The sequence below is a fragment of the Cupriavidus pampae genome, from assembly GCF_914271485.1.
GTDB classification, from domain to species: Bacteria; Pseudomonadota; Gammaproteobacteria; order Burkholderiales; family Burkholderiaceae; genus Cupriavidus; species Cupriavidus pampae.
The window spans coordinates 450,707-468,645 of the sequence record NZ_CAJZAG010000003.1; the positions used below are offsets into that span (position 1 = coordinate 450,707).

The window sequence follows — 17,939 nt, forward strand, 5'->3', positions numbered from 1 at the left end:
CACGAACCGGGTTGAACCCAACACGCTCGCTGGATCCTGCCCATGCAAGATCCGGCGCGAAACACGTTCGTTCATCGCTGTCGTTCGTCTATCACACGCTTATCACTCGTTTATCGCTTTTTACGCCCTCTCATCGTGCAGATCGGTCCACATCGCCTCCGTAACAACCTGTTCGTCGCGCCCATGGCTGGCGTGACCGACCGGCCGTTCCGCCAGTTGTGCAAGCAACTCGGCGCGGGCTATGCGGTGTCCGAAATGGTGGCGTCCAACGCGCAGCTCTGGAAGAGCGAGAAGACCATGCGCCGCGCGAATCATGCCGGCGAGGTCGAGCCGATCTCGGTGCAGATTGCCGGGGCCGAACCCGCCATGATGGCCGAGGCCGCGCGGTACAACGTCGATCGTGGCGCGCAGATCATCGACATCAATATGGGCTGCCCGGCGAAGAAGGTCTGCAACGTGGCCGCGGGTTCCGCGCTGCTGCAGAACGAACCGCTGGTCGCGCGCATCGTCGAGGCTGTGGTGGGTGCGGTGGGTGACCGCGTGCCCGTCACGCTCAAGATCCGCACGGGCTGGGACCGCGAGCATCGCAACGCGTTGCGCGTGGCACATATCGCCGAGAGCGCAGGCATCAGCATGCTGACGGTGCACGGCCGCACGCGCGCGGACCTGTATCACGGCGACGCCGAGTACGAAACGATTGCCGCGGTCAAGGCGTCGGTGCGCATCCCGGTGGTCGCCAATGGCGACATCACGTCGCCGGAGAAGGCCCGGCATGTGCTGGCGGTAACCGGTGCAGATGCCATCATGATTGGCCGCGCCGCGCAGGGCCGCCCATGGCTGTTCCGCGAGATCGAACACTTCCTCGCGACTGGCGAACTGCTGCCATCGCCCGAAGTGGCCGAGATCCGCGCGATCATGAATCACCATCTGGCCGATCACTACGCGTTCTATGGCGAATTCACGGGCGTGCGCACCGCGCGCAAGCACATCGCCTGGTACACGCGTGGCCTCAAGGGCGCGAATCTGTTCCGTCACCGCATGAACACGCTCGAGTCCACCGACGCGCAGCTGCAGGCGGTCAATGCGTTCTTCGACGAGCAGGCCGCGATTTCCGATCGGCTGGTGTACGAAGCCGATGGTGCCGACAGCAACGAATCAGACAGCAACAACAACGACGGTGGCCCCGATGCCGCCGACAACAACAAGAAACGGGAACTGCTTGCCGCATGAGCCGCAATGCCATCGACCAATGCATCCGGGACAGCCTGGATACCTACTTTCGCGATCTCGACGGCGAAGAGCCGTCGAACATGTACAACATGGTGCTCGAAGCCGTCGAGCGCCCACTGCTCGAGGCCGTGATGGCACGCACGGAGCGCAATCAGTCGCTCGCGGCCGCCTATCTCGGCATCAATCGCAACACGCTGCGCAAGAAGCTGCAGCAGCACGGTTTACTCTGAATTAAAGCCTCCCCCAAAGCCATGATCAAGCAAGCCCTCCTCTCCGTTTCAGACAAGACCGGCATCGTCGATTTCGCGCGCGAACTGAACGCGCTCGGCGTGGTGCTGCTTTCCACCGGCGGCACCGCCAAGCTGCTGGCCGACGCCGGCCTGCCCGTGACCGAGGTGGCCGACTACACCGGCTTCCCCGAAATGCTCGACGGCCGCGTCAAGACGCTGCACCCGAAGGTGCATGGCGGCATCCTCGCGCGCCGCGACCTGCCCGAGCATATGGCCGCGCTGGCCAAGCACGATATTCCGACCATCGACCTGCTCGTGGTCAACCTCTATCCGTTTCAGCAGACCGTGGCCAAGGACGACTGCACGCTGCCCGACGCGATCGAGAACATCGACATCGGTGGCCCGACCATGCTGCGTTCGGCCGCCAAGAACCATCGCGACGTGACCGTGATCGTCGATCCGGCCGACTACGCGCCGGTGCTCGAAGAGATGCGCGCGAACGCCAACGCGGTGGGCTATGACACCAACTTCCGCCTGGCCACCAAGGTCTTCGCGCACACCGCGCAATACGACGGCGCGATCACCAACTACCTGACCGCGCTTGGCGCCGACAAGGCTCACCAGACGCGCAGCGCGTATCCGCAGACGCTGAACCTCGCCTTCGAGAAGGTGCAGGAAATGCGTTACGGCGAGAACCCGCACCAGTCGGCGGCGTTCTATCGCGACCTGAAGGCCGTGGATGGCGCGCTGGCCAACTACGTGCAGCTGCAGGGCAAGGAACTGTCGTACAACAACATCGCCGACGCGGACGCCGCGTGGGAATGCGTGAAGTCGTTCGACGCCGCCGCGGGCGCCGCGTGCGTGATCATCAAGCACGCCAACCCGTGTGGCGTGGCGGTGGGTGTCAACGCGCTCGAGGCCTACGACAAGGCGTTCAAGACCGACTCGACCTCGGCCTTCGGCGGCATCATCGCGTTCAACGTCGAGCTCGACGAAGCGGCCGCGCAAGCCGTGGCGAAGCAGTTTGTCGAAGTGCTGATCGCCCCGTCGTTCAGCACCGCGGCGCGCAACGTGTTCGCGGCCAAGCAGAACGTGCGCCTGCTCGAGATTCCGCTCGGCAAGGGTGTCAATCAGTATGACCTCAAGCGCGTGGGCGGCGGCCTGCTGGTGCAGGGCCCGGATGCACGCAACGTGCAGCAGTCCGAACTGCGCGTGGTGACGCGCCGCCAGCCGACGCCGAAGGAACTGGACGATCTGATGTTCGCGTGGCGCGTGGCGAAGTTCGTGAAGTCGAACGCCATCGTGTTCTGCGGCGGTGGCATGACGCTGGGCGTGGGCGCGGGCCAGATGAGCCGTGTGGATTCCGCGCGCATCGCGAGCATCAAGGCGCAGAACGCCGGTCTGACGCTGGCGGGTTCGGCAGTGGCGTCGGATGCGTTCTTCCCGTTCCGCGACGGCCTCGACGTGGTGGTGGACGCGGGCGCAACCTGCGTGATCCAGCCGGGCGGCTCGATGCGCGACGATGAAGTCATCGCCGCGGCCGACGAACGCAATATCGCCATGGTGTTGACCGGCACGCGACACTTCCGGCATTAAGCCCACCGGGAGCGGGGGCAGCGTTACACTACGCGCTATTCCACCCGCTCCCAACTCCTTCATGCGCATCCTGGGCATCGATCCCGGCCTCCGGACCACCGGCTTCGGCGTCGTCGAGAAGCAAGGCAACCGGCTTGCCTACGTCGCCTCGGGAACCATCAAGAGCAACGGCGACGAAAGCCTACCCCAACGGCTCAAGACGTTATACGACGGCATCAGCGAGGTCACGCGCGTGTACGCGCCCGACTGCGCGGCCATCGAGAAGGTTTTCGTCAACGTCAATCCCCAATCCACGCTGCTGCTCGGTCAGGCCCGTGGCGCCGCCATCTGCGGGCTGGTCGGCCATGGCCTGCCGGTGTTCGAATACACCGCGCTGCAACTCAAGGTGGCCGTCGTCGGTTACGGCCGCGCCAACAAGGAGCAGGTGCAGGAAATGGTGATGCGGCTGTTATCGCTGTCGGGCCGTCCCGGCTCCGATGCGGCCGATGCGCTCGGCGTGGCGATCTGCCATGCCAACGGCGGCGATACGCTGCAAACCCTGTCCGGCCTCGCGCCCGAACTCGTGCGCAAAGGCATGCGCGTGCGCCGCGGCCGTTTGGTGGGATAGCCCCCACAAGCCCCTCATGATCCCCACCCGTTTTTCGATCCTCGCCGTGGCCATCGCCACCGCCTTGCTGGCCGCCTGCGTGTCGGCACCGCCCGCGCAGGCGCCCGCGCCCACCACGCCGGAAGCGCCGAAGGTCAGGCCGCTCGTGATCGGCCACCGCGGCGCCAGCGCGCTGCGACCCGAACATACGCTCGCGTCGTATGCGAAGGCGATCGAGGACGGTGCCGACTTTATCGAGCCCGACCTCGTCTCGACGAAGGACGGCATGCTCGTCGCGCGTCACGAGAATGACATCACGGGCACCACCAACGTCGCCACGCTGCCGCAGTTCGCCGACCGCAAGCGCATCAAGGTGATCGACGGCGAACGGCTGACGGGCTGGTTCACCGAGGACTTCACGCTCACGGAACTGAAGACGCTGCGCGCGCGTGAACGTATTCCGAAGCTGCGCCCCGCCAACGCGCGCTACGACGACCAGTTCGAGATCCCAACGCTTGTGGAGATCGTGAAGCTCGCCAGCGAGGCGGCGCAGAAGCGTGGGCGGCCGGTCGGCATCTATCCCGAACTCAAGCATCCGAGCTATTTCCGCGGCATCGGCCTGCCGCTCGAGGAGAAGCTTGCGCCAGCGCTGCAGGCCAGCACGTATTTGCGGACCGCACCGATCTACGTACAGTCGTTCGAATCCGGCGCGTTGCGCAACATGCGCCGCCTGCTCGGTACCTCGATGCCGAACGTGCGCTTCACGCAGCTGATTGGTGGCGCGGGCACGCGTCCGGCCGACTGGCGCCTGGCCGGCGACACGCGCACCTATGGGGCGATGCTTACACCGCTGGGCCTGCGCGAAGTCGCCACGTACGCCAACGGCATCGGCCCCGAGAAAAGCCTGGTCATCGCGCGCGACAGCACCACGCCCACCGCGCTCGTGCGCGACTCGCATGCGGCCGGCCTCGTGGTGCATCCGTACACGTTCCGCCCCGAGAACAATTTCCTGCCGAAGGCGCTGCAGATCGCCGGCGATCCGGCCACGCGCAATCCCAATGGCATGGTGCGCGAGCTCGATGCATTCATCGCCGCGGGCGTGGACGGTTTCTTTACTGACGACCCCGCAATCGGCCGCCGCGCGGTCGATGCGCCCGCACCCTGACCCGTAAACCAAAGCAAACATGATCGGACGAATTGCCGGCACGCTCCTCGAGAAGAATCCCCCGCACCTGCTGGTCGACTGCCACGGCGTCGGCTACGAGGTCGATGTGCCAATGAGCACGTTCTACAACCTGCCGCAGGTCGGACAGCCGATCACGCTGCTGACCCAGCAGATCGTGCGCGAGGACGCCCATCTGCTGTTCGGCTTCGGTACGGCGGCGGAGCGCAACACGTTTCGCGAACTCATCAAGATCACCGGCGTGGGTGCGCGCATGGCCCTCGCGGTGCTGTCTGGCCTGTCCGTGAGCGAACTCGCGCAGGCCATCACGCTGCAGGAAGCGGGCCGCCTCACGCGTATTCCCGGCATCGGCAAGAAGACCGCCGAGCGGCTGCTGCTGGAACTCAAGGGCAAGCTCGGCGCCGAACTGGGTCATGCACCCGGCGGCACGCCGGTGGCGGACTCCGCGGTGGACATCCTCAACGCGCTGCTGGCACTCGGTTATTCGGAAAAGGAAGCCGCGCAGGCCAGCAAGCAGGTGCCGGCGGGCACGGGCGTCTCCGATGGCATCAAGCTCGCACTCAAGGCGCTGTCGAAGGGCTGACGAGTAGAATAGCGGCATGATCGAAACCGACCAACTCACCGGCGCCGAGCGTTCCCCCGAACGCGTGATTGCGGCCACGCCCGCTTCCAGGCAGGAAGAAGCGTTTGAACGCGCGCTGCGCCCGAAGCTGCTGGACGAGTACGTCGGCCAGGAAAAGGTCCGCAATCAGCTGGACATCTTCATGCACGCCGCGCGCAACCGCCGCGAGGCGCTCGACCACGTGCTGCTGTTCGGCCCGCCCGGCCTCGGCAAGACCACGCTGGCCCACATCATCGCGCGCGAGATGGGCGTCAATCTGCGCCAGACCTCGGGCCCGGTGCTCGAGCGGCCCGGCGATCTCGCCGCGCTGCTGACCAACCTCGAAGCCAACGACGTCTTGTTTATCGACGAGATCCACCGGCTCTCGCCGGTCGTCGAGGAAATCCTGTACCCGGCGCTCGAGGACTACCAGATCGACATCATGATCGGCGAAGGGCCGGCGGCGCGTTCGGTCAAGCTCGATCTGCAACCGTTCACGCTGGTTGGCGCCACCACGCGCGCGGGCATGCTGACCAATCCGCTGCGCGATCGCTTCGGCATCGTGGCGCGGCTCGAGTTCTATACCGCCGAGGAACTGTCGCGCATCGTCACGCGCTCGTCGCAACTGCTCAACGCGCGCATCGATGCGCACGGCGCGCTCGAGATCGCACGCCGCGCGCGCGGCACGCCACGGATCGCCAATCGTTTGCTGCGGCGCGTGCGCGACTACGCCGAGGTCAAGGGCGACGGCACGATCACGCGCGAGATCGCCGATGCGGCGCTCGCGATGCTCGATGTGGACAGCGTCGGCTTCGACCTGATGGACCGCAAGCTGCTCGAAGCCGTGCTGCACAAATTCGGCGGCGGCCCGGTAGGCGTCGACAACCTCGCCGCCGCGATCGGCGAAGAGCGCGACACCATCGAGGATGTCCTGGAGCCGTTCCTGATCCAGCAGGGCTACCTGCAGCGCACACCGCGCGGCCGTGTGGCTACCGCATCCGCCTATCGTCACTTCGGGCTGGCCTCGCCGCAAAGCGGCGGAGAACTGCTCGACGCCCCCTGAGCGCCCCCGAGCGGCCCCTGAGTTAAACGATTTAGCATTCGCCGCAAATTTTTTCGAAGTGGATTGCCGGCCCCTGAGCCGTTGTCCACAATGGCTGCATCGTCTTTCAATGACACGCACCTGATGCGTCAAGCAGCCATGACTCCTTCGTTCCGCCTTGCCCGCCATCTCTCGCTGATTGCCGCACTGGCCACGCTTGTCGTTGCCGGTGGCGCGCAGGCCCAGCAGAAAGCGCCACCTTCGGTCGGCATCGCGGAAGAAGCCGTGATCAGCGGCAAGGTCATCGATATCAACGCCGACACCAAGGCGGTGCTCGTGCAGGGTCCGCGCGGCAACGTGGTCGAACTCGTCGCCGGCGACGAAGCGCGCAACTTCGGCAATATCCGCAAAGGCGATATCGTCACGCTCACGCGCGGCGCGGCCGTCGTCGCGCAGCTGGAGCCGGTCGGCAGCAAGGACGTAGCGATGGCGGAACAGGTCGATCGCACCTCCCGCGCGGCCGAAGGCGGCAAACCCGGCCTGACGCGCGAAGTCACGACGACCGTCACGGGTCAGATTACCAGCGTCGACGCCAAGGCACGCACCGTGACCTTCCGCGGTCCGCGCGAAAACCTGCGCACGGTCAAGGTTCAGGATCCCGCCATCGATCTGGCCGCCATCAAAGTCGGCCAGATGGTCAAGATCGTGCTACGTGAAGTCATCGCGATCAACGTCAAGTCGCCGTCCGCGGGCTAAACCGCGCCGGGTCACCGGAGGAGAGCCATCATGAATCGACGTCAGTTTGTCACGCGCGTTACCCATGTCACGACATCGGGCCTGGTCGTGGCCACCGCGTTCGCGGCCGGTTGCACGACCACCGGGCCAGATTCGCCATCCGATAACGCCGCCAAACGCCAGGAGATCGATGCCGGCGTCGACGGCGCGCTCAATCGGCTCTATGGCTCCGCGGACGGGGCACGCGAACTCGGTGCCAAGGCACAGGGCATTCTCGTGTTTCCGCGCGTGCTGTCGGCCGGGCTTGGCATTGGGGGGTCTTATGGTGATGGCTCGCTACGTGCCAAGGGCGCCACGGTGGGCTACTACCGCACGATCGCGGCATCGGTGGGCCTGACGGCGGGCGGCCAGTCCAAGGCCGTCATCATCATGTTCATGACGCCCGAGGCCTACAACAAGTTCGTCCAGAGCAGCGGCTGGACCGTCGGTGCCGACGCGAGCGTGGCGCTGGCCAAGATTGGCGCCAACGGCAAGATCGATACTGTGACCGCCGCGCAGCCCGTGATCGGCTTCGTGCAGACCAATGCGGGGCTGATGTTCGATGTCTCGCTCGACGGCTCGAAGATCAGCAAGCTGTCGATCTGACCCGCCAGCTACACCGCCAGCACCAACGGTGTTCCCCTCTCCCTCCGGGGAGAGGGCGGTTCTTCGAGCGCCAGCCGAAGGCCCCCTCCTTCGCAGTTCCGGCATAATCGCGCGAACGTCCCCCGGACCGGACCCCGAAGATGCCCGCACCCGTCATCGCCCCGCCTGAACCTGCTGAACCCGCGGCACCCGCCTCCCCCACGCCATCCACGCCGCATACCGGACGCGTCTATCGTTACTACGACCTGGTCATGGTGGCGTTCGTCACGGTGCTGCTGTGCTCGAATCTGATCGGCGCGGCCAAGGCGGCGCAGATGACGCTGCCGATTATCGGCACGGTCACGTTCGGCGCGGGCGTGTTGTTCTTCCCGATCTCGTACATCTTTGGCGACGTGCTCACGGAGGTCTACGGCTACGGCCGCGACCGTCGCGTGGTGTGGGCCGGCTTTGCCGCCCTGGCCTTCGCAACCTTCATGAGCCTCGTGGTGCTGAAGATGCCAGTGGCGCCATTCATGGCCGACTATCAGAAGAGCCTGCAGGACGTGTTCGGCAATACGTGGCGCATCGCGCTCGGCTCGCTGATCGCCTTCTGCTGCGGTAGCTTCACCAACAGCTTCGTGCTCGCCAAGATGAAGCTGTGGACCGGCGGTCGCTGGCTATGGTCGCGCACGATCGGCTCGACGCTCGCGGGGGAGCTGGTCGACTCGTCGCTGTTCTACGTTATTGCGTTCTATGGCATCTGGCCGCTGCACGAGGTCGTGCAGGTCGCGATCGCGCAGTATGTGCTGAAGACCGCGTGGGAAGTCGTGATGACACCAGTGACGTACAAGGTGGTCAACTTCCTGAAACGCGCGGAGAACGAGGATTGGTATGATCACCACACCGACTTCACGCCGTTCCGCCTGCGCGTCTGAACTGAGGGCGCCCTCAGGGCACGCGCCGATCCACCTCGTCGAGCGTCATCGCCGCCAGATGGCTCACATCGCCCCACTGCAACAGCGTCAGGTGCGCGCTGTCGCAACGCAGCCGGTTGACGCTCGCATTGAGGAGCTCGTGCTGGCGTGGCGCCTCGAGCGTCATGCCGGTGGCCTCGCGATACAGGCAATCGAGCACACCGCCATGCGCGACCAGCGCGATGCGTTCCCCCGGATGACGCCGCGACAGCGATAACGCGATTTCCACCGCGCGGTCCTGGAACTTGCGCAGCGACTCGCCGCGCTCGGGCGCGTAGTCGGGCACGCGCGCCTGCCAGCGCGCAAAATCCTCGGGCCGCTGCTCCGACACCTCGGCATAGGTCATGCCTTCGAGCACGCCATAGCAGCGCTCGCGCAAGCGCGGCTCGGCGCGCACGCTCAGGCCGAGCGCCTCGGCCAGCGGCGCCGCGGTCTGCATCGCGCGGCCCAGATCGCTCGAGTACACGGCATCGATCGGCTCGCCCGTGAGCGCCTCCGCCAACGCGCGCGCCTGCGCGCGGCCTGTATCGTTCAGCGGCACGTCGAGCTGCCCCTGCAGGCGCCGATCGCGGTTCCAGGCCGTCTCGCCATGACGAATCACGATCAGATGGGTAAAGGCCAGCGCATGGGGCCCGGTGCTTAACGACATGCCAGTTTCCTTGGGGGCGGCTTCTTGGGGTGGTGTTCCACTGCGGATGAGCGTATCGCGCGGATCAGCCAATCAGCTTCGGGTTCAGCGAGTAGGTGCCGGTATAGCTGGCATATCCGAGCACGTGACCCTGGATCGCATCCAGCACCTGCGCGCCGGTGAAGCGGCCCTCGATCGGCAGGCGATCGATGTCGAGCGCGTAGACCGTGAACACGTAGCGATGCGGAATGGTGTCGTTCCACGGCGGGCAGGGACCGTCGTAGCCGTAGTAGTCGCCCTTCATGTCCGGGTCGTTGGCGAACCGGCCCGTGTAGTCGTTGACCCCATGGCGCAGCCCGCCGGCGGTCGCGGTACCCGCCAGCGCCTCGGGGCCCGGCTTGCCGCGCGCGATCACGCCGTCGCTGTGCGTGCCGGCGGATATCGTGTTGAGGCCGGGCGGAATATCGATGAGCACCCAGTGATAGAAGTCCACGCGCGGCAGCGAGGCCGGCACCTCGCGGCCCTCCTGATTCACGTCGCCGGCCTGGCTCGGCATGTCGGGATCGTGCGCGATCAGCACGAACGAGAGCGTGCCATGCGGCACGTCGTCCCAGTGCAGATCGGGGTTGCGGTTGGTGGACAGCGTCACGTGCGTGGCCGCGTCGGGCACGCAGAAGGCGAACTCGCCGGGCATCGGCGCGTTGTCGGCAAAAGCCTTGCTCCAGAGTTTCATCGGGTGCTCCTTCCGAGTTTCAACGTTCACTACCAGCTTAGCCACGGACAGCGGCGCCCGGGGGCACACGCAGCCAGAATGTCACAGGGCCGTCGTTGATCAGGCTCACCTGCATCATCGCGCCGAACTCGCCGGTCTCGACCGTGGGATGCGCGACGCGTGCGCGGCCCACGAAATGCTCGTAGAGCCGCCGGCCGTCTTCGGGCGAGGCCGCCGGCGTGAAGCTCGGCCGCGTACCGCTATTGGTGTCCGCCGCGAGCGTGAATTGCGATACCACCAGCAGTCCGCCCGCGTTGCCCTGCCCGTCGATGTTCTGCACGGACAGGTTCATCTTGCCCGCCTCGTCGGAAAACACGCGATACGCGAGCAGCTTGGCGAGCAGACGCTCCGCCTGGCTCTCGGTGTCGCCGCGCTCGGCGCAGACCAGCGCCAGCAGGCCCGCGCCGATCTCGCCGGTAGTGCGATCGCCAACGGTGACACGCGCCTGCGAGACGCGCTGGATCAGCGCGATCATGCGAGCGTGACGCGCGCGAACCGGCGCTTGCCGACCTGTACCACGAACGTGCCGGCTTCGACCTTGGTGGCCTTGTCGCTCACGGTGGCGCCGTCGATCTTGACGCCACCCTGCTCGATATTGCGGTTGGCTTCCGACGTCGACGGCACCAGGTTCGCCTGCTTCAGCAGCTGCGCGATACCGAGCGGCGCGCCGGACAGCTGGACTTCCGGAATGTCGTCGGGAATGCCACCACGCGCGCGGTGGTTGAAGTCCTCGAGCGCGCGGTCGGCCGCCTCCGCGCTATGGAAACGCGTGACGATTTCCTGCGCGAGCGCCACCTTGCAGTCGCGCGGATTACGGCCCAGCGCGATCTCCTGCTTCATCAGGTCGATCTCGCTCAGCGGGCGGAACGACAGCAGCGTGAAGTACTGCCACATCAGATCGTCCGAGATGCTCATCAGCTTGCCGAACATGTCGTTCGGCGCCTCGGTCACGCCAATGTAGTTGTTCTTGGACTTCGACATCTTCTCCACGCCGTCGAGCCCAACGAGCAGCGGCATGGTCAGGATGCATTGCGGCTCCTGCCCGTACTCCTTCTGGAGCTCGCGGCCCACCAGCAGGTTGAACTTCTGGTCGGTGCCGCCGAGCTCGATATCGGCCTTGAGCGCGACCGAATCGTAGCCCTGCATCAGCGGGTAGAGGAACTCATGCACCGAAATCGGAATCCCAGACCGGAACCGTTTGGTGAAGTCGTCGCGCTCCATCATCCGCGCCACGGTGTACTTGGCGGCCAGCTGGATCATGCCGCGCGCGCCAAGCGGGTCGCACCACTCGCTGTTGTAGCGAATCTCGGTGCGGTCCGGGTCGAGCACGAGGCTCGCCTGGCGATAGTAGGTCTGGGCGTTGGCTTCGATCTGTTCGCGCGTGAGCGGCGGACGCGTGGAATTGCGCCCGGACGGATCGCCGATGGTCGAGGTGAAATCGCCGATCAGGAAGATGACCTGATGGCCGAGGTCCTGCAGCTGGCGCAGTTTGTTCAGCACCACGGTGTGGCCGATGTGGATATCGGGCGCGGTGGGGTCCAGTCCGAGCTTGATGCGCAGCGGCACGCCCGTCGCCTCGCTGCGCGCCAGCTTCTGCGCCCATTCGGCCTCGATCAGCAGTTCGTCGCAGCCGCGCTTGGAGATTTCCAGCGCCTGCATCACCGACGGTGTCAGGGGATATTTGGCCGCGACGGCCGGGGAAACATCAGTCATGACGTAAGTCGTTGAAATACATGGGAAAACCGCGCTGGCAACCAATTTTATCTCTGGTATAATCCGCGCTTTCGATGGTCGCCGATCAGGAGGTGCCCGGGGCATACCGCAGGCAGTGTCTGCAGCCACCGTGCACACATCACTGGTCAGGCGCCAAACCGCCATTGTAGGGTAGGCGGCAAACAATCAAGGCCGTGCCGCACCTCGGGGGAGGAAGGCAGACGACACACATCGTTGCGGACGCGTGCCCGATACAAAGAGTGAATTTTACGTGATGTGGTCCAGACTCCGCGAAGTTTTCGCGCGCGAGCTGGTGGTGCTCGTCGACCCCACCAATCCTCTGCATGCGCGCAGGCGCAAGCAGCTGACGGCCTCCGTCGGTACGATGTTCACGCTCGGCATGGCCGCGGCGATGGGCGTCGCGCCGCGCAATGCCTATGACGACCCCGATGCCCCGCGCGTCCAGGAATCGATGCGCCTGCCCGATCTGCGCCAGCAGCTCGCCCAACTGACCGACGCCGAGGCCGGCGTCTACATCCGACAGGAACACATGCAGCGCGGCGACACCATCGCCGCCCTGCTGCGCCGCCTTGGCGTGGACGATCCCGACGCGCAGGCCTTCATCGTCAAGAACCGCACCGCGCGCGCGCTGTTCGACCTCGCACCCGGCCAGATCGTGCAGGCCGAGGTCGATGAGGACAACCTGCTCGTGTCGCTGCAGGTCAACCTCGGCGGCGACGCCGCCGCCTCGCGCGAACTCGTGATCGAGCGCGTGGCCTCCGCCACCGCGGCAGGCGACTTCAGCTACAAGGCACGCGTCAACACCGTCGATAACGACCTGCGCTACGAGATGGCGTCGGGCGCGATCGACGGGCGCGGCTTCTTCAAGGCGATGGACGCGGCCAACGTGCCCGACGAAGTGGTCGCGCAGATGATCTCGATCTTCTCGGGCGTGATCGACTTCCACCACGACATTGCCAGCGGCGACCGCTTCCGCATCATCTTCGAGGCCGGCTTCCGCGACGGTACGTTCGTGCGCAATGGCCGCGTGATCGCGGTCGAGCTGATCAATCGGAATTCGCTGCATCAGGCGCTGTGGTTCGCGCCCGAGGGCGGCCCGGGCGGGTACTACACATTCGACGGCCGCAGCATGAAGCGTCCGTTCCTGCGTTCGCCGGTCGAGTTCTCGCGCGTGTCGTCGGGCTTCGGCGGCCGCGACCATCCACTGCATCACCAGTGGGCCCAGCACAAGGGCGTGGACTTCGCGGCGCCGATGGGCACCAAGGTGTTCGCGGCCGGCGACGGCACCGTGGACTTCGTGGGCCAGCAGAACGGCTACGGCAACATCGTCGTGCTCGAGCATGCGGGTGGCTACTCCACCTACTACGCGCATCTGTCGCGCTTCGCCACGCTGCGTCAGGGCCAGCATGTGTCGCAGGGCGAGGTCATCGGCTTTGTCGGGCAGACCGGCTGGGCCACGGGACCGCACCTGCACTACGAGTTCCGCTACAACGACGTGCCGCAGAATCCGCTGACCATCACCCTGATGGAAGCCCCGACGCTGACCGGCAAGTCGCGCCAGGAATTCCTGAGCTACACCAGCAGCATGCTGGGCCGCATCAACGCCCTGCGCACCTACAACGTCCTGACCGCCGCCAACTGATATGACCGCACCGTCCGTCGCCGTGCCCACCGATTGCTATATCGGCCTGATGTCGGGTACCAGCATGGACGGCGCGGACGGCGTGCTCGTGGACCTGTCCGGCCCGCGACCGGTCGTGCTCGCGGCCGCGCACGAACCCTTTCCGAGCGAACTGCGTGAAGCGTTTGGCGCGCTCCAGCAACCCGGCGACGACGAGATTCATCGCGAGGCCATGGCCGCGAACGCGCTGGCGCGCGTGTACGCAGCCTGCGTGGCAACGTTGCTGCGCATGACACCGGTCAGCGCCGATGCGGTGACCGCGATCGGTGCGCATGGCCAGACCGTGCGTCATCGCCCGGGGCAATACGACGGCATCGGCTACACGCGCCAGAGCCAGCATCCCGCGCTCCTGGCGGAGTTGAGTGGCATCGACGTGATCGCCGATTTCCGCAGTCGCGATATCGCCGCGGGAGGCCAGGGTGCTCCCCTCGTGCCCGCGCTGCATGCGGCCCTGTTTGGCGCGCCCGATGAAACGCGCGTGATCTGCAATATCGGCGGCATTTCCAACATCAGCATCGTTCCCGCGGCCGCGAGCGGCCGTCCGGTCTCGGGTTTCGATTGCGGACCCGGCAATGCGCTGCTCGACGACTGGATCCAACGTCATCGCGGCGTGCCGTACGACGAGGATGGCCGATGGGCCGCCAGCGGGCAGGTGGATACCGCGCTGCTGGCACGCTGCCTCGACGACCCCTACTTCCGCATGCCACCGCCCAAGAGCACGGGCCGTGACTTGTTCCACCGGCTTTGGCTGCAGGACTGCCTCGATGCCGGCGACCCGCGCGTGCCCGCGCCCGCCGACGTCCAGACCACACTGGCCGTGTTGACTGCTGAGGCCATCGCGCGCGACGTACGGCGCCATGCCGAGGACGCGCGCCGGCTGATCGTCTGCGGCGGCGGCGCGCGTAACGGCTTTGTGATGGCACAGCTGGCGCGGGCCTTGCCTGGCGTCGCGGTGCAGACCACCGACGATTTCGGCGTGCCGGTGTCGCAGGTGGAAGCGATTGCGTTTGCCTGGCTCGCGCGGCAGTGCGTGCATCGCGCGCCCGGCAATGTGCCCACCGTCACCGGCGCGGCCGGCCCGCGCGTATTGGGTGCGCTGTATCCGCGCTGAAGCGGAACCCGCAAGACATAAAAAAAGCGCACCGTGAGGTGCGCTTTTTTACTGCGGCAAGACCGAAGCGTCGATCAGACCGAGAACGACGAGCCGCAACCACAGGTGGTGCTGGCATTCGGGTTCTTGATCACGAACTGCGCGCCGTTGATGTCTTCCTTGTAGTCGATCTCTGCGCCCACCAGATACTGGTAGCTCATCGAATCGATCAGCAGCGTGACACCGTTCTTGACCATCTCGGTGTCGTCTTCATTCACGTCCTCGTCGAACGTGAAACCGTACTGGAAGCCGGAGCAACCACCGCCCTGCACGAACACGCGCAGCTTCAGGTCGGCGTTGCCCTCTTCCTCGATCAACTGCTTGACCTTGTCGGCTGCGCTGTCGGTAAAGACGAACGGTGCCGGCACGTCCTCGGTTACGGGTGCCTCTGCGACTGCGTTCATGGGGGGTTCTCCTAGTTAGATACGCCCGTATTCTAAGCGCTACGGGAATATCGTGCCGAAACCCCTCGCGTTCAAGGGGCACTGACACACGTTACGCTCAGGTTTGGCTTGGGTTTGGCTCAGGCTGCGGCCTGCTGACGTCCGCCAGCGTCTGTCGGCCCCTCGCCATCGGCGCTGCCGACAACGTCCTTGCCGTCCTTGCCGTCCTTGCCGTCCTTGCCGTCCTTGCGGTCTGCCTCGACCAACTCGGCGGCCACGGCGGCTACAGCGGTCGGGGCCGGCAGTGCCTTCGGCTCACCCTGGCTCAACGGCACCAGACGGCCTTCGACAAGTGCGCCCTGATGCATCTCCAGCGCCGCGTAATGCACTTCTCCATAGACTCGCGCATTCGGCTGGAGTTCGAGCAATTCCGCGGCGTGTACCGGACCGGTCACGCTGCCATTGAGGATCAGATGGCCCACGCGGACCTCGCCCTCGATCACGGCCTTCTCGCTCAGCACGAGCATGCTTGGCTTGCCCTTGATGCCGGTCACGTTGCCACGTACCCGGCCATCCAGTCGCAATCCCCCGGCAAACGTCACATCGCCCACGATCACGGCATCGGCGCCGATCAGCGTATCGATGGACAAACCTTTCTTCTTCGAGAACATGTTGTTTTCTCCTGAATGCTGCTTGCTGCCTTGCTGCTTGCTACGCTACTTACGGTGAGACAGACTGCGCCGCGCGGACCTGTCCGTTCTGGACAACGCGGACCGCCACCGCGCGAATCTCCGCATCCGGCGGCACCGCGAGGTCGCCTTCGATGCGCTGGTAATGCTGGAACCGCACCTGCGGCAGGCTGGGCCCACCCGACTGCGGCGCCGTTACCGTCAACGGCTTGCCCGCGCGCAGCGCCGTGATCGTGAACTCCAGGTTGCCCTGAAACTCCGGCTGCGGCACGAAGGCGCGCGACCCGCCCTGCATGACCAGCAGGCGGTAGTGCAGCGCATGCGGCTGCGTCTCGTCGCGCGTCACGCGAAAGCTGCGCACATGCACGCCTGACGTGTCGCCGGTAGCCGGCAGCAGCGTTTCGAAGAACCCGAGGTCCTCCTTGAGCTGCGCGCTCTCGGCTTCCGCCGCCTTGAGCTGTTCCGCGAGCCGTTCCTGCGCGGCACGGGCCATGCGCAGTTCGGCTTCGGCCGTATCGGCCCCCGCGCGCAAGCGATCTCGCTCGCCGGTCACGGCCTTCAGGGCATCGCGCAACTCCGCGTCCTGCACCGCCGGCTCTGGCGTGACCGCACCGCCCACGCTGGGACCTTGCGTCCCGCGCTGACCCGCATCGTAGGCCCAAACCGCGAGGCCAACACCGATGGCGAGCAACAGCACGGCACCCATCATCCAGCTACGCCACGAACGATGCGCGCGAATCACCGCACGCGAGCCGCGCAACCCTCTGCGTGGACGCAGCGGCCGGTATTTCATGCGATCTCCTGCAACTCTGCGCCGCAAATGTCTCGGCGGGCGAGCATTATCCCTCCAAAACCATGACAGGCGCGGGAATTGGCGACACTTTCAGCTGTTTCGGCGAAATTGCCACGTTCGGTCAGAAACGGAACGAAAAAAAAACCGCACGCCAGGCGTGCGGTTTTTTTCGGACCTCGCAGGACCCGGCAACCTGAGGTACCGGATCTCCGCGAAGGCGCATCAACGCTTCGAGAACTGCTTGCGACGACGTGCCTTGTGCAGACCGACCTTCTTACGCTCAACTTCACGAGCGTCGCGGGTCACGTAGCCTGCCTTCGACAGCGTCGACTTCAGCGTTGCGTCCCAGTCGATCAGCGCGCGGGTGATACCGTGGCGCACTGCACCGGCCTGGCCGGTTTCGCCACCACCATTCACGTTGACCTTGATGTCGAAGGTCTGCGCGTTGGCGGTCAGCTCGAGCGGCTGACGCACGATCATCAGGGACGTTTCGCGAGCGAAATATTCCTGAATGGGCTTGCCGTTCACGACGATATCGCCCTTGCCCGACTTGATGAAGACACGAGCCACAGCGCTCTTGCGGCGGCCAGTACCGTAATTCCAGTTACCGATCATGGATTTGGCCCCTTAGATGTCCAGCGTCTTAGGCTGCTGTGCTTCATGCGGATGATCAGCTTCGGCGTAAACCTTCAGCTTCTTGATCATCGCATAGCCCAGCGGGCCCTTCGGCAGCATGCCCTTGACAGCTTTTTCCAGGGCGCGGCCCGGGAAACGCTGCTGCATCTTGCCGAACGTCGTTTCGTAAATACCGCCGGGGTAACCCGAGTGGCGGTAATACTTCTTGTCCTGTTCCTTGGTACCCGTGACACGGATCTTGGCGGCGTTAACGATGATGATGTAATCGCCTGTGTCGACGTGCGGGGTGAACTCTGGCTTGTGCTTGCCGCGCAGTCGGCGTGCCACTTCGCTGGCAACACGGCCGAGGACCTTGTCCGTCGCGTCAATCACGTACCAGTCGCGCTTTACCTCATGAGGCTTGGCGGAAAAGGTCTTCATGATTTTTCCTGAATCGTAGAAATGCTGCCCAATGTGACGGTCGCCGTTTTAGCGTCCTATCAGTACCTGCTTGACCTGCTTTTTTTCCGTGGGCAACAGCCGGAAAAGTCGTCGATTATACTGCGGGCTTGCTTGGACGTACAAGCAACGAACGAAAAAAAACCCAAGCGGTTTGGCTTGGGTTTGAATCCACCAAAGGAGGAGGGTGGAGGAGACACTGGAAGATCGACTGCGCTGGGTTCGTTTCGTTTT

At 65.2% G+C, this 17,939-nt stretch carries 21 protein-coding genes; 12 read left to right on the top strand and 9 right to left on the bottom strand.

The genetic code is table 11. From position 1 onward, the window contains the following. Positions 1-135: 135 nt before the first annotated feature. The 10 genes from dusB to LDO41_RS09745 all read left to right on the top strand — a co-directional run bounded on the left by dusB (position 136) and on the right by LDO41_RS09745 (position 8,762). Complete coding sequence (gene dusB, locus LDO41_RS09700) at positions 136-1,230, top strand: tRNA dihydrouridine synthase DusB (protein WP_223985671.1); 1,095 nt, start codon at positions 136-138, stop codon at positions 1,228-1,230. Further along, positions 1,227-1,460 carry a Fis family transcriptional regulator gene (locus LDO41_RS09705; protein ID WP_109582064.1) on the top strand — a complete coding sequence of 78 codons (234 nt, stop codon included), beginning with the start codon at positions 1,227-1,229 and terminating at the stop codon, positions 1,458-1,460. The genes dusB and LDO41_RS09705 overlap by 4 nt, the downstream gene beginning before the upstream one ends. A gap of 21 nt (positions 1,461-1,481) precedes the next feature. Beyond that, on the top strand, positions 1,482-3,056 hold the full coding sequence (purH, locus tag LDO41_RS09710; RefSeq protein WP_223985674.1) for a bifunctional phosphoribosylaminoimidazolecarboxamide formyltransferase/IMP cyclohydrolase: 1,575 nt from the start codon (positions 1,482-1,484) through the stop codon (positions 3,054-3,056). A 61-nt stretch (positions 3,057-3,117) separates the two neighbouring features. Then, the gene (gene ruvC / locus LDO41_RS09715; protein ID WP_223985677.1) at positions 3,118-3,663 is read left to right on the top strand and encodes a crossover junction endodeoxyribonuclease RuvC; all 546 of its coding nucleotides are present in this window, start codon (positions 3,118-3,120) and stop codon (positions 3,661-3,663) included. Between the two features lie 16 nt (positions 3,664-3,679). Beyond that, on the top strand, positions 3,680-4,807 hold the full coding sequence (locus LDO41_RS09720) for a glycerophosphodiester phosphodiesterase (protein ID WP_223985680.1): 1,128 nt from the start codon (positions 3,680-3,682) through the stop codon (positions 4,805-4,807). Between the two features lie 19 nt (positions 4,808-4,826). Beyond that, a complete protein-coding gene (gene ruvA, locus LDO41_RS09725) occupies positions 4,827-5,408 on the top strand; it encodes a Holliday junction branch migration protein RuvA (RefSeq protein WP_223985683.1) in 582 nt (193 codons plus the stop codon). A 16-nt stretch (positions 5,409-5,424) separates the two neighbouring features. Next, entirely contained in the window at positions 5,425-6,489 is a 1,065-nt protein-coding gene (gene ruvB, locus LDO41_RS09730; protein WP_223985697.1) for a Holliday junction branch migration DNA helicase RuvB, read from the top strand. A gap of 138 nt (positions 6,490-6,627) precedes the next feature. Next, positions 6,628-7,224, top strand: coding sequence for a copper-binding protein (locus LDO41_RS09735; protein WP_223985700.1), 597 nt, complete (start codon positions 6,628-6,630; stop codon positions 7,222-7,224). A 30-nt stretch (positions 7,225-7,254) separates the two neighbouring features. After that, positions 7,255-7,848 carry a BPSL1445 family SYLF domain-containing lipoprotein gene (locus tag LDO41_RS09740; protein ID WP_223985703.1) on the top strand — a complete coding sequence of 198 codons (594 nt, stop codon included), beginning with the start codon at positions 7,255-7,257 and terminating at the stop codon, positions 7,846-7,848. Positions 7,849-8,099: 251 nt separating this feature from the next. Beyond that, positions 8,100-8,762: a queuosine precursor transporter gene (locus tag LDO41_RS09745; protein ID WP_223986979.1), complete on the top strand. Its 663-nt coding sequence runs from the start codon at positions 8,100-8,102 to the stop codon at positions 8,760-8,762. Between the two features lie 13 nt (positions 8,763-8,775). Here LDO41_RS09745 and LDO41_RS09750 read toward each other — a convergent pair whose 3' ends face one another. The 4 genes from LDO41_RS09750 to tyrS form a co-directional block, all read right to left on the bottom strand. Then, positions 8,776-9,450: a histidine phosphatase family protein gene (locus LDO41_RS09750; protein WP_223985706.1), complete on the bottom strand. Its 675-nt coding sequence runs from the start codon at positions 9,448-9,450 to the stop codon at positions 8,776-8,778. Positions 9,451-9,514: 64 nt separating this feature from the next. Beyond that, the gene (locus LDO41_RS09755) at positions 9,515-10,162 is read right to left on the bottom strand and encodes a YbhB/YbcL family Raf kinase inhibitor-like protein (protein WP_223985709.1); all 648 of its coding nucleotides are present in this window, start codon (positions 10,160-10,162) and stop codon (positions 9,515-9,517) included. 37 nt (positions 10,163-10,199) lie between these two features. Then, a complete protein-coding gene (dtd, locus tag LDO41_RS09760; protein WP_223985727.1) occupies positions 10,200-10,676 on the bottom strand; it encodes a D-aminoacyl-tRNA deacylase in 477 nt (158 codons plus the stop codon). Then, entirely contained in the window at positions 10,673-11,914 is a 1,242-nt protein-coding gene (gene tyrS, locus LDO41_RS09765) for a tyrosine--tRNA ligase (RefSeq protein WP_223985730.1), read from the bottom strand. Before tyrS ends, dtd begins: the two co-directional genes overlap by 4 nt. 274 nt (positions 11,915-12,188) lie before the next feature. Between tyrS and LDO41_RS09770 the strand changes: the two genes are divergently transcribed. Both LDO41_RS09770 and LDO41_RS09775 read left to right on the top strand, forming a co-directional pair. Beyond that, positions 12,189-13,577 carry a M23 family metallopeptidase gene (locus tag LDO41_RS09770; protein WP_223985732.1) on the top strand — a complete coding sequence of 463 codons (1,389 nt, stop codon included), beginning with the start codon at positions 12,189-12,191 and terminating at the stop codon, positions 13,575-13,577. A 1-nt stretch (position 13,578) separates the two neighbouring features. After that, positions 13,579-14,727: an anhydro-N-acetylmuramic acid kinase gene (locus LDO41_RS09775; RefSeq protein ID WP_223985735.1), complete on the top strand. Its 1,149-nt coding sequence runs from the start codon at positions 13,579-13,581 to the stop codon at positions 14,725-14,727. A 74-nt stretch (positions 14,728-14,801) separates the two neighbouring features. Here the strand turns inward: LDO41_RS09775 and erpA are convergent, their stop codons facing one another. From erpA to rplM, 5 genes are all read right to left on the bottom strand, one after another. Continuing rightward, entirely contained in the window at positions 14,802-15,170 is a 369-nt protein-coding gene (gene erpA, locus LDO41_RS09780) for an iron-sulfur cluster insertion protein ErpA (protein WP_223985737.1), read from the bottom strand. A 119-nt stretch (positions 15,171-15,289) separates the two neighbouring features. Continuing rightward, positions 15,290-15,820, bottom strand: coding sequence for a bactofilin family protein (locus tag LDO41_RS09785; protein ID WP_223985755.1), 531 nt, complete (start codon positions 15,818-15,820; stop codon positions 15,290-15,292). A gap of 49 nt (positions 15,821-15,869) precedes the next feature. After that, the gene (locus LDO41_RS09790) at positions 15,870-16,631 is read right to left on the bottom strand and encodes a DUF6776 family protein (protein ID WP_223985758.1); all 762 of its coding nucleotides are present in this window, start codon (positions 16,629-16,631) and stop codon (positions 15,870-15,872) included. Between the two features lie 222 nt (positions 16,632-16,853). Further along, entirely contained in the window at positions 16,854-17,246 is a 393-nt protein-coding gene (gene rpsI / locus LDO41_RS09795; RefSeq protein ID WP_223985761.1) for a 30S ribosomal protein S9, read from the bottom strand. 12 nt (positions 17,247-17,258) lie between these two features. After that, positions 17,259-17,687 (bottom strand): 50S ribosomal protein L13, encoded by a 429-nt coding sequence (rplM, locus tag LDO41_RS09800; RefSeq protein ID WP_223985778.1) that lies wholly within the window; start codon positions 17,685-17,687, stop codon positions 17,259-17,261. Positions 17,688-17,939 lie beyond the last annotated feature (252 nt).

Excerpts from the sequence above, each read along its gene's own strand:
- LDO41_RS09790 (WP_223985758.1), bottom strand. The coding sequence starts at position 16,631 with ATGAAATACCGGCCGCTGCGTCCACGCAGAGGGTTGCGCGGCTCGCGT.
- LDO41_RS09775 (WP_223985735.1), top strand. The coding sequence starts at position 13,579 with ATGACCGCACCGTCCGTCGCCGTGCCCACCGATTGCTATATCGGCCTG.
- purH (WP_223985674.1), top strand. The coding sequence starts at position 1,482 with ATGATCAAGCAAGCCCTCCTCTCCGTTTCAGACAAGACCGGCATCGTC.
- ruvB (WP_223985697.1), top strand. The coding sequence starts at position 5,425 with ATGATCGAAACCGACCAACTCACCGGCGCCGAGCGTTCCCCCGAACGC.
- LDO41_RS09720 (WP_223985680.1), top strand. The coding sequence starts at position 3,680 with ATGATCCCCACCCGTTTTTCGATCCTCGCCGTGGCCATCGCCACCGCC.
- ruvC (WP_223985677.1), top strand. The coding sequence starts at position 3,118 with ATGCGCATCCTGGGCATCGATCCCGGCCTCCGGACCACCGGCTTCGGC.
- LDO41_RS09755 (WP_223985709.1), bottom strand. The coding sequence starts at position 10,162 with ATGAAACTCTGGAGCAAGGCTTTTGCCGACAACGCGCCGATGCCCGGC.
- LDO41_RS09740 (WP_223985703.1), top strand. The coding sequence starts at position 7,255 with ATGAATCGACGTCAGTTTGTCACGCGCGTTACCCATGTCACGACATCG.
- LDO41_RS09770 (WP_223985732.1), top strand. The coding sequence starts at position 12,189 with ATGTGGTCCAGACTCCGCGAAGTTTTCGCGCGCGAGCTGGTGGTGCTC.
- ruvA (WP_223985683.1), top strand. The coding sequence starts at position 4,827 with ATGATCGGACGAATTGCCGGCACGCTCCTCGAGAAGAATCCCCCGCAC.
- LDO41_RS09785 (WP_223985755.1), bottom strand. The coding sequence starts at position 15,820 with ATGTTCTCGAAGAAGAAAGGTTTGTCCATCGATACGCTGATCGGCGCC.
- LDO41_RS09750 (WP_223985706.1), bottom strand. The coding sequence starts at position 9,450 with ATGTCGTTAAGCACCGGGCCCCATGCGCTGGCCTTTACCCATCTGATC.
- erpA (WP_223985737.1), bottom strand. The coding sequence starts at position 15,170 with ATGAACGCAGTCGCAGAGGCACCCGTAACCGAGGACGTGCCGGCACCG.
- rpsI (WP_223985761.1), bottom strand. The coding sequence starts at position 17,246 with ATGATCGGTAACTGGAATTACGGTACTGGCCGCCGCAAGAGCGCTGTG.
- rplM (WP_223985778.1), bottom strand. The coding sequence starts at position 17,687 with ATGAAGACCTTTTCCGCCAAGCCTCATGAGGTAAAGCGCGACTGGTAC.
- LDO41_RS09745 (WP_223986979.1), top strand. The coding sequence starts at position 8,100 with ATGGTGGCGTTCGTCACGGTGCTGCTGTGCTCGAATCTGATCGGCGCG.
- LDO41_RS09705 (WP_109582064.1), top strand. The coding sequence starts at position 1,227 with ATGAGCCGCAATGCCATCGACCAATGCATCCGGGACAGCCTGGATACC.
- LDO41_RS09735 (WP_223985700.1), top strand. The coding sequence starts at position 6,628 with ATGACTCCTTCGTTCCGCCTTGCCCGCCATCTCTCGCTGATTGCCGCA.
- dtd (WP_223985727.1), bottom strand. The coding sequence starts at position 10,676 with ATGATCGCGCTGATCCAGCGCGTCTCGCAGGCGCGTGTCACCGTTGGC.
- tyrS (WP_223985730.1), bottom strand. The coding sequence starts at position 11,914 with ATGACTGATGTTTCCCCGGCCGTCGCGGCCAAATATCCCCTGACACCG.